Source organism: Mesorhizobium sp. M1A.F.Ca.IN.020.04.1.1 (assembly GCF_003997315.1).
Lineage (GTDB): Bacteria > Pseudomonadota > Alphaproteobacteria > Rhizobiales > Rhizobiaceae > Mesorhizobium.
On sequence record NZ_RZSN01000215.1, the window covers coordinates 1 to 8,413 of the forward strand.

8 protein-coding genes are annotated in these 8,413 nt (G+C 63.5%); 6 read left to right on the top strand and 2 right to left on the bottom strand.

Going from position 1 to position 8,413, the window contains the following annotated elements:
* Positions 1-54: 54 nt before the first annotated feature.
* Positions 55-1,425 (top strand): IS1182 family transposase, encoded by a 1,371-nt coding sequence (locus EOA49_RS28130; RefSeq protein WP_127241691.1) that lies wholly within the window; start codon positions 55-57, stop codon positions 1,423-1,425.
* Between the two features lie 159 nt (positions 1,426-1,584).
* Here EOA49_RS28130 and hspQ read toward each other — a convergent pair whose 3' ends face one another.
* Together hspQ and EOA49_RS28140 are read right to left on the bottom strand one after the other, a co-directional pair.
* Entirely contained in the window at positions 1,585-1,908 is a 324-nt protein-coding gene (gene hspQ, locus EOA49_RS28135; protein WP_066989816.1) for a heat shock protein HspQ, read from the bottom strand.
* Between the two features lie 225 nt (positions 1,909-2,133).
* Positions 2,134-3,345: a UbiH/UbiF family hydroxylase gene (locus EOA49_RS28140; RefSeq protein WP_164749303.1), complete on the bottom strand. Its 1,212-nt coding sequence runs from the start codon at positions 3,343-3,345 to the stop codon at positions 2,134-2,136.
* A 98-nt stretch (positions 3,346-3,443) separates the two neighbouring features.
* Between EOA49_RS28140 and EOA49_RS28145 the strand changes: the two genes are divergently transcribed.
* From EOA49_RS28145 to EOA49_RS28165, 5 genes are all read left to right on the top strand, one after another.
* Positions 3,444-4,331, top strand: coding sequence for a DUF2182 domain-containing protein (locus EOA49_RS28145; protein ID WP_127243480.1), 888 nt, complete (start codon positions 3,444-3,446; stop codon positions 4,329-4,331).
* An 11-nt stretch (positions 4,332-4,342) separates the two neighbouring features.
* Entirely contained in the window at positions 4,343-4,957 is a 615-nt protein-coding gene (locus tag EOA49_RS28150) for a DUF1326 domain-containing protein (RefSeq protein WP_066989810.1), read from the top strand.
* On the top strand, positions 4,954-5,772 hold the full coding sequence (gene pcsA, locus EOA49_RS28155; RefSeq protein WP_066989933.1) for a phosphatidylcholine synthase: 819 nt from the start codon (positions 4,954-4,956) through the stop codon (positions 5,770-5,772). The genes EOA49_RS28150 and pcsA overlap by 4 nt, the downstream gene beginning before the upstream one ends.
* 41 nt (positions 5,773-5,813) lie before the next feature.
* On the top strand, positions 5,814-6,791 hold the full coding sequence (locus tag EOA49_RS28160; RefSeq protein ID WP_127216537.1) for a quinone oxidoreductase: 978 nt from the start codon (positions 5,814-5,816) through the stop codon (positions 6,789-6,791).
* A 215-nt stretch (positions 6,792-7,006) separates the two neighbouring features.
* Positions 7,007-8,413 (top strand): ABC transporter ATP-binding protein (locus EOA49_RS28165; protein WP_164749304.1); only part of this gene is annotated, 1,407 nt, incomplete at its 3' end.

Here is an 8,413-nt window from a genome sequence, read left to right on the forward strand (position 1 = left end):
TCAGACTGCTGACAAACCCCTGGCGTTTGCCGGGGGTTTTTGATTCACTGGGTCATGTTGAAGCGACCCGCCCCTGAACAGACCGCGCTTGAGATGGTGACGTTGGATCAGCTGGTTCCGGCCGATCATCTGTTGCGCAAGATCGATCGATCGATCGACTTCTCGTTCATCCACGATCTGACGGCGCCATTGTACTGCGCCGACAATGGCCGCCCGCCGCTGGACCCGACCTTGATGTTCAAGGCGCTGTTCATCGGCTACCTGTTCGGAGTGCGCTCGGAGCGGCAATTGGTGCGCGAGATCGAGGTCAATGTCGCCTACCGCTGGTTCCTGCGGCTGAAGCTGACCGACAAGGTGTTCGACGCCTCGACGCTGTCGCAGAACCGTCGTCGGCGCTACCAGGACGAGACGATCGCGCAGGCGATCTTCGACCGCATCGTGGAGCAGGCGATCCTTGCGGGGCTGGTGGACGGGACGGTGCTGTATACCGACAGCACGCACCTGAAGGCCAACGCCAACAAGGGCAAATACGACCTTGCCATGGTCGCCAAGTCGCGTGCCGACTACTGGGGCGAGCTCGACCGCGCCATCGAGACGGAACGGGCGCTGCACGGTCAGAAGCCGCTGAAGCAGAAAGAGCGCAAGCCGCCGGTCAAGCAGACCAAGGTCTCGCGCGCCGATCCGGAGGCCGGCTACATGGTGCGCGAGGGCAAGCCGAAGGGCTTCTTCTATCTCGATCACCGCACGGTGGACGGTCGTTGCGGCATCATCACCGATACCTTCGCCACGCCGGCCAACATGCATGACTCGATCGTCTATCTTGGCCGGCTCGACCGCCAGGTGGAGCGCTTCGGCTTCGTTGTGGCGGCGGCGGGGCTGGATGCCGGCTATGCCACGCCAGGCATCGCCAAGGGGCTGGAGGACAGGAACATCCGGGGCGTCATCGGCTATCGCAACCCGACCCCGCCAAGGCCCGGCAAGATGAGGAAGAGCGCCTTCGTCCATGAACCGGATCGGGACGGCTATCGTTGTCCGCAGGGCCAGTTGCTCACCTACGCCAGCACCGATCGCGGCGGGTATCGTCATTACAGAAGCGATCCGGCCATCTGCCGCGACTGTCCGCTGCTGGCCTCCTGCACCTCAAACGCCAAGGCCGAGCGCACCATCACACGCCATGTCTGGCAGGATCAACGCGAGCGCGTCGATGCCAACCGGCTCACGGCTTGGGGCAAGGCCATCTACCGGCGTCGCAAGGAGACGGTCGAGCGATCCTTCGCCGATGCCAAGCAGCTGTTCGGCCATCGCTACGCCCGCTTCCGAGGGCGAACCCGCGTCGCCTGCCAGTGCCTGATCGCAGCCGCCGCCCAGAACATGAAAAAGATCGCAATCAGCCTCTGGCCAAAGCCCAAACCGGTCCTCGCCTGAGGCCAAATCTGCGTCGGCGGCCTCCTGACATCCGCTCCCGCCACCAATTTCCCAAGCGCAATCAATCTGCAAAACAAAACCCCGCCGAAAATCGACGGGGTTCGTCAGCAGTCTGAGCGGGGCAGGCGCCCCGCTTTTTTATTGTCGCTTGTTCAGCCCTCAGTGTTTCGAGTGACCTTTCGGCTCGTAGCGCCCGTCGGGCAGCTTGTCGAACATCTCGCCGATCTGCGGGTGCCGCACCGGCTCGCCGGACCGGTCCTCGAGCAGGTTCTGCTCGGATACATAAGCGATGTACTCTGTCTCGGAGTTCTCGGCGAGAAGGTGATAGAAAGGCTGGTCCTTGCTTGGACGCATGTCCGCCGGGATCGCTTCATACCATTCTTCGGTGTTGGCGAATTGCGGATCGACGTCGAAGATCACGCCACGGAACGGAAACAGCCGGTGGCGAACAACTTGTCCGATCGCGAATTTGGCCGTCTTCATCGCACTCACCACTTCGGTCCCGAGGCGCCGCAGCGGCTTGCGCGCACAGGGCGCCTAAGGTCTTGAATCTACACGTCACGCGCTCAAAAATCGACCCCGACTTTCGGCTTGGTACGATTTGGCGCAGACGTTGCTCCAATGCAATGCTTTACCGACGCCCTGGCCACCAAGCTACCTATCGGCAGGCGCAATGCTCGGCCGAAAGCGGTAGTTTGCAAATGTGCCTCAGCGCGCGGCCTGTTTCCTGAAGCCGCCGGCGAGCGCCCGAAAACCGCTTCCCGGCCGCAGGCCTTCGCGCATGAAGAAGGCGCGCAGCGGCGCGAAGCTGCCCAGCACGTTGAGGCCGGCGCTGCGCGCAAGCTGCGCCGGGAGCATGTCGGATAGCAGCGACATGTTGAGCAAGTTCACCGCACTGCTGCGCGCCAGGATGTCCGGACGGCGCCGCGTGTCGTAGGCGGCAAGGCTCAGCCTCGACCCGGGATCGTCGCGATTTTCGCTGGCGATTCCAATCAGATCGTCGATATCCCTGATGCCGAGATTGAGGCCTTGTGCCCCGATCGGCGGGAAGACATGAGCAGCCTCGCCGACAAGCGCCACACGGTTTTGCGCGAACCGACCGGGCGAGGCCGCCGAAAGCGGGTAGACTTGGCGGCCGGGCTCGACCGAGACCCGGCCGAGCATGGACTGCATTTGCCCTTCGACCCGAACAGACAGCGTGGCATCGTCGAGCGTGGCCAGTTCCTGTGCCGTTTCCGGCTTCACCACCCAGACGAGACTGGAGCGCTTGCCCGGCAGCGGCACCTGCGTGAACGGCCCGGTCTCGGTATGGAATTCGGTCGAGATGAAGCCATGCTCGCTGCGATGGCTGAAATTGAGAACGAGCGCCGACTGAGGATAGGGTCGGGCGGAGGCTTTGATGCCGGCGGCCTCGCGCGCCGGCGAGAGGCGCCCGTCGGCGGCAACCGCCAGCGATGCCGAGACCTCACTGCCATCGGCGAGGCTCGCATGTGCGTGGTCGGCGTCGAGCCGCCAGGCATCGACCATCGACTTTCGCCACTCGATGCCGGGATTTGCGGCGACCTTCTTGGCAAGCACCGGGATCAGGATTTTGTTCGGCAGGTTGAGCCCGAACTGCTCCTCGCCGATTTCGCTGGCGCGGAAGGTGACGGTCGGGCTGCGGATCAGCCGGCGCGTTGCGTCGACGATGCGCATCATTTTCAGCGGCGCCGCCTGCGGTCTGAGTTCGTCCAGCACGCCCAGGTGGTCGAGCACCTTGAGAGCAGGGTTCATAAGGGCGGTGGTGCGGCCATCGCCGCCGGCGGCCTCGGGGCCAGCCAACGTCACGGCAAAGCCTGCCTCGGCAAAGCCGAGTGCGGCGATCAGGCCGGCCGGGCCGCTGCCGGCGATCAATATGCGGGCTTTGTCACTCTGCTCCACGCCAGGCTTCCATGTTGATGGCGGCCCGTCGGCCTGCATGCGGTATAGGGCAGATCGGCGGACTTGATCAACGCGGCGATTCGGCCCATTCGATTGGCATGAGCGCCCAGGAGCACGATTTCCGCCATCTCGACCGCGCCGGCCGCGCCACGGCGGGACTGGCGCGCAGCCCCCGCCTTGCCGTGATGCTCACTATCGGTGCGGGCGTCGTGCTTGCCTGGTGGATCCTCGCTGCCATGGCTATTCGCGGCGCCGAAAGCCGCGTTGCCGGCGGCGCTCCGGGCGATGCGCTGCTGAAGAACCTGCCGCCATTGCCGCTGCCGGATTTCCTCGACCGGTTCTTCGCTTTGTGCCTTGCGCCGGCGCCGCTTTCAGGCTCGTTGGCGGCGTCGGCGCTCGTCCTGATGTGGTTCATAATGGCGGTGGCGACGATGCTGCCTTCGGCGGCGCCGATGATCCGCACCTATTGCGAGATTGCCGATACCGCTCGGATCAAGGGAGAGCCCGTCGCCCATCCGCTGGTTCTGGTGATGGGATTTCTCGCGACTTGGCTTGCCGCCTCAGTGGCGTTCGCCGCGCTGACGCTCATAATCTATGGCTTTGTCGCCGCGGGACAGGTGCTCGATCCTGTCGTCGGGGTTGCCGGGGCCGCCGCCTTGGCGATTGCCGGCCTCTATCAGTTCAGCGGCTTGAAGCAGGCGTGCCTCAAGAGGTGCCGCAACCCGTTCTCGATCCTGTTTGCCAACTGGAGCGCGAAGCCGGGGCGTGTCTTTCGCCTGGGAGTGGAGCAGGGCATCTGGTGTCTCGGCTGTTGCTGGGCGCTGATGCTGGTCATGTTCGCCGTGGGCGCGATGAACATATTCTGGACGGCGCTGATCGGCCTGTTCGCTTTGATCGAGAAACAGACCGCGGGCAGGGTGGCCAGTCGGGTTTCCGGTGCGATACTGCTTGTGTGGGCCGCCGCCCTGCTATTAGTTTCCGCGTGAGGGAGATTTCGATGGCCGATCAGAGCTGGGCGATGAAGGGAGAGCTGGTACTCTCCTGCAATTGCACGGTTTTCTGCCCCTGCGTTCTGTCGCTCGGCAGCCATCCGCCGACCGAAGGCTATTGCCAGACGTGGGCCGGGTTCCGCATCGACGCCGGCCATTTCGGCGAGGTCGATCTTTCCGGCCTTAATCTTGGTCTGGTCATGGAAATCCCGGGCTATATGAGCCGCGGCAACTGGAGCGCCGGCCTGTTCATCGACAAGCGCGCCTCCATCTATGCCGTGAAGGCCCTGACAAAAATCTTCACCGGGAAGGCGGGCGGGACCACTTCGCTACTGTCGATTCTTGTTGGAAACTTCCTTGGCGTGGAACAGGTGCCGATCACCTATGAGACGCGTGATAGGACGCGCGTTTTCCAGATACCGCGGATTATCGACGGCGCGGTGACGCCGATACCCGGCAAGGACCGCGACAAAGACACCGTCATTACCAATTCCGAATACTGGATCGCACCGGAAATCATCGTGGCGAAGTCGGACAAGAGCAAGATGCGCGCCTTCGGCCGCAATTGGAATTTCGCCGGCCGTTCGGCCGAGATATGCAAGCTGGATTGGCGAGGCCCGTGAGCAAGAACACAGCGGCCCGGAATGCGGCCAAGAAAATCGCGGAGCGGATTCCGCGGCCGAAGAAGAAAGTGACGTGGCCGCAGGCGCGGGCTTTTTCCGTGCACCTGCTGACTGCGTCCGGCTCGTTCCTCGCCTTCCTGTCGCTGGTGGCGGCGAGCGAGGGACGTTGGACGGCAATGTTCTGGTGGCTCGGGCTGGCGCTCTTCGTCGACGGCATCGACGGCCCGATCGCCAGGAAGCTCGAAGTCAAGGAGATCCTGCCGACATGGTCGGGCGAGCTCCTCGACAACATCATCGACTACGTGACCTACGTGCTTATTCCGGCCTTCGCGCTCTACCAGCGAGGCTTGATGGGCGAGAACCTGTCGTTCCTGTCGGCGGCGATCATCGTCGTCTCCAGCGCGATCTACTACGCCGACACCGGCATGAAGACGAAGGAGAACTTCTTCAAGGGGTTCCCGGTCGTCTGGAACATGGTGGTGTTCACGCTCTTTGTCATCGAGCCGGGGCAGTGGGTTTCCTTCGCCGTGGTCGTGGTCGCCGGTATTCTCACCTTCCTGCCGATCAACTTCATCCATCCGGTACGGGTGGTGCGGCTCAGGCCGATCAATCTCGGCATGACGCTGTTATGGTGCGCCTTCGGCGCGCTTGCATTGGCACAGGCCGCACTTGCCTCGTTCTATGACAAGATCGGGGTTCTGAGCGAGCAGGTCAGCATCTTCACCAAGGCCGGCATTACGGTTACCGGGCTCTATCTCGCCTGCATCGGGGGCATCATGCAGATGTTCCCCAATCTTGGCGCCAGGAAATCCTGACTCGATATCCACCTTCCGTCCTTTTCCGAGAAAGTTGAGCAATGTCCAAAGCGATCCGCATTCACGCCCATGGCGGCCCCGAGGTCCTGACCTATGAGGATTCAGATCCCGGCCAGCCAGGCGCCGGGCAGATTCTGATCAGGCATACCGCGATCGGACTCAACTTCATCGACATCTACCATCGCTCGGGCCTCTACGCGCCGCCCGGCGGCTTTCCGCTGGTCCCGGGCGGCGAGGCGGCGGGCGTGGTGCTGGCCGTTGGCGCCGGCGTCGACTGGCTGCAGCCCGGCGATCGCATCGCCTATGCAGTCAATGTCGGCGCCTATTCGGAAGAACGCGTGATCGCCGCCGACCGCGTGGTAAAGGTGCCGAACGGCATCAGCGACGAGCAGGCGGCGGCCATGATGCTGAAAGGCATGACGGCCGAATATCTGCTGCGCCGCACCTTTAAGGTGAGGGCGGGCGACACGATCCTCTACCATGCCGCGGCCGGCGGTGTCGGCCTGATCCTGGGCCAATGGGCAAAGCATCTCGGCGCGACGGTGATCGGCACGGCGAGCTCCGTCGACAAGGTCGAGCTCGCCAAGGCACATGGCTTCGACCATGTCATCAATTACAAGGAGCAGGATTTCGTCGCCGGCGTCGCCGCCATTACCGGCGGCAAAAAGTGCGACGTCGTCTATGATTCCGTCGGCAACGACACTTTTCCCGCTTCGCTCGACTGCCTGAGGCCGCTTGGCATGTTTGTCAGCTTCGGCCAGTCGTCCGGGCCGATCCCGCCTTTCCCGATGTCGCTTCTGGCGCAGAAAGGCTCGCTCTATGCGACCCGCCCGACAATCTTCGTCTACAACGCCAAACGCGAGGACCTTGTGGCCTCGGCGCAAGCGCTGTTCGAGGTAGTGCTGAGCGGCGCCGTCGAGATCAAGATCAACCAGCGCTACGCGCTGAAGGACGCGGCACAAGCGCAGTCCGATCTCGAGGGCCGCAAGACGACGGGCACAACCATCCTCATCCCCTAAGCCGGCTGCCTTGTTTTTCAGCGCCTTGCCGCGCCTCAAGGCAGTGGTTTCCCCGACAAGCTTACTGGTTTCCCTCTTGCCCTGAACAGGCCTATCTTACCCCTTGAGTTTCCGCTGGAATTCTTGAAGCTCTTTCAAGTTGCGTGCCGCTTTCCGACCGAAGCCGGCCGCGCATACGATACCAGCGGGAACACAGAACATATCCGGGTAACTGGATGGGAGGCACTGTGAGTGCAAATCATGACAGGGCGAACCTGCTGGAGGTTCGTGGCCTTACGAAGATTTTCGGCACGCTGACGGCGTGCAACCATATCGACCTCAACATCGCGAAGGGCGAGATCCACGCCCTGCTCGGCGAGAACGGCGCCGGCAAGTCGACGCTGGTGAAGATGCTGTTCGGCTCGCTGGAACCGAATTCGGGTGAAATTTTCTGGAACGGCCAAGCCGTCAGGATCACCAGCCCCGGCCTCGCCAAGAAGCTTGGCATCGGCATGGTGTTCCAGCATTTCTCGCTTTTCGAGGCGCTGACGGCGGCCGAGAACATCGCGCTTTCGCTGAACGACGGCTCGCCGATCAGCGCGATTGCCGCGAAGGCGCGGGCGCTCTCCTACAGCTACGGCCTGCCGCTCGATCCGGAATCGCTGGTCGGCGATCTTTCCGTCGGCGAGCGCCAGCGCATCGAGATCATCCGTTGCCTCTTACAGACGCCCCAACTCATCATCCTCGACGAGCCGACTTCGGTGCTGACGCCTCAGGAAGCCGACAAGCTGTTCGAAACGCTGGAGCGGCTTCGCGCTGAAGGCAAGTCGATCCTTTACATCTCGCACCGGCTGGAAGAGGTCAAACGCATCTGCGATCGCGCCACGGTGCTGCGCCACGGCAAGGTCGTCGGCCACTGCAACCCGCGCCAGGAGACGGCCGCGTCGCTAGCCCGCATGATGGTCGGCAATGAGGTCAAGGCAGTGGTGCGCGCGCCGGCCAAGGGCATCGAGACCGCGCCGGCATTGCTGGAGATCCGCGGGCTTACCCGCAAGCCGGCGACGCCGTTCGCCATTCCGCTCAAGAACATCAATCTTTCGGTACGTGCCGGCGAGGTGATCGGCATCGCCGGTGTCGCCGGCAACGGCCAGGGCGAGTTTTTCGAATCCGTCTCCGGTGAGGTGCTACAGCAGGTTCCCAGTTCCGTGCGGATCCGCGGCAAGGATGCGGGCGGCGTGTCGATCACCGGCCGGCGGCTGATGGGCGCCGCCTTCGTGCCGGAGGAACGGCTCGGTCACGGCGCGGCGCCGCGGATGAAGCTTTCGGAGAACCTTTTGCTGTCGCGCCATGCCACCGACGGCAAGTCCTTCGTCGGCTCCGGCGGCATGGTCAGGAACGCTTCCGTCTACAGCGCCGCCCAGCGCATCATTGCCGCGATGGACGTGCGCAAGAGCGCTCCCGATCCGGAGGCCGCGGCGCTGTCCGGCGGCAATCTGCAGAAGTTCATCGTCGGCCGCGAGCTCGACCGCAAGCCGAGCGTGATGGTCGTCAACCAGCCGACCTGGGGCGTCGACGCCGGTGCCGCCGCCCATATCCGCCAGGCGCTGATCGAGCTTGCCCGCAGCGGCTCGGCGGTTCTGGTC

Coding starts and splice junctions, on each gene's coding strand:
- EOA49_RS28150 (WP_066989810.1), top strand. CDS start 4,343: ATGGCCGATCAGAGCTGGGCGATGAAGGGAGAGCTGGTACTCTCCTGC.
- EOA49_RS28145 (WP_127243480.1), top strand. CDS start 3,444: ATGAGCGCCCAGGAGCACGATTTCCGCCATCTCGACCGCGCCGGCCGC.
- hspQ (WP_066989816.1), bottom strand. CDS start 1,908: ATGAAGACGGCCAAATTCGCGATCGGACAAGTTGTTCGCCACCGGCTG.
- EOA49_RS28130 (WP_127241691.1), top strand. CDS start 55: ATGTTGAAGCGACCCGCCCCTGAACAGACCGCGCTTGAGATGGTGACG.
- EOA49_RS28160 (WP_127216537.1), top strand. CDS start 5,814: ATGTCCAAAGCGATCCGCATTCACGCCCATGGCGGCCCCGAGGTCCTG.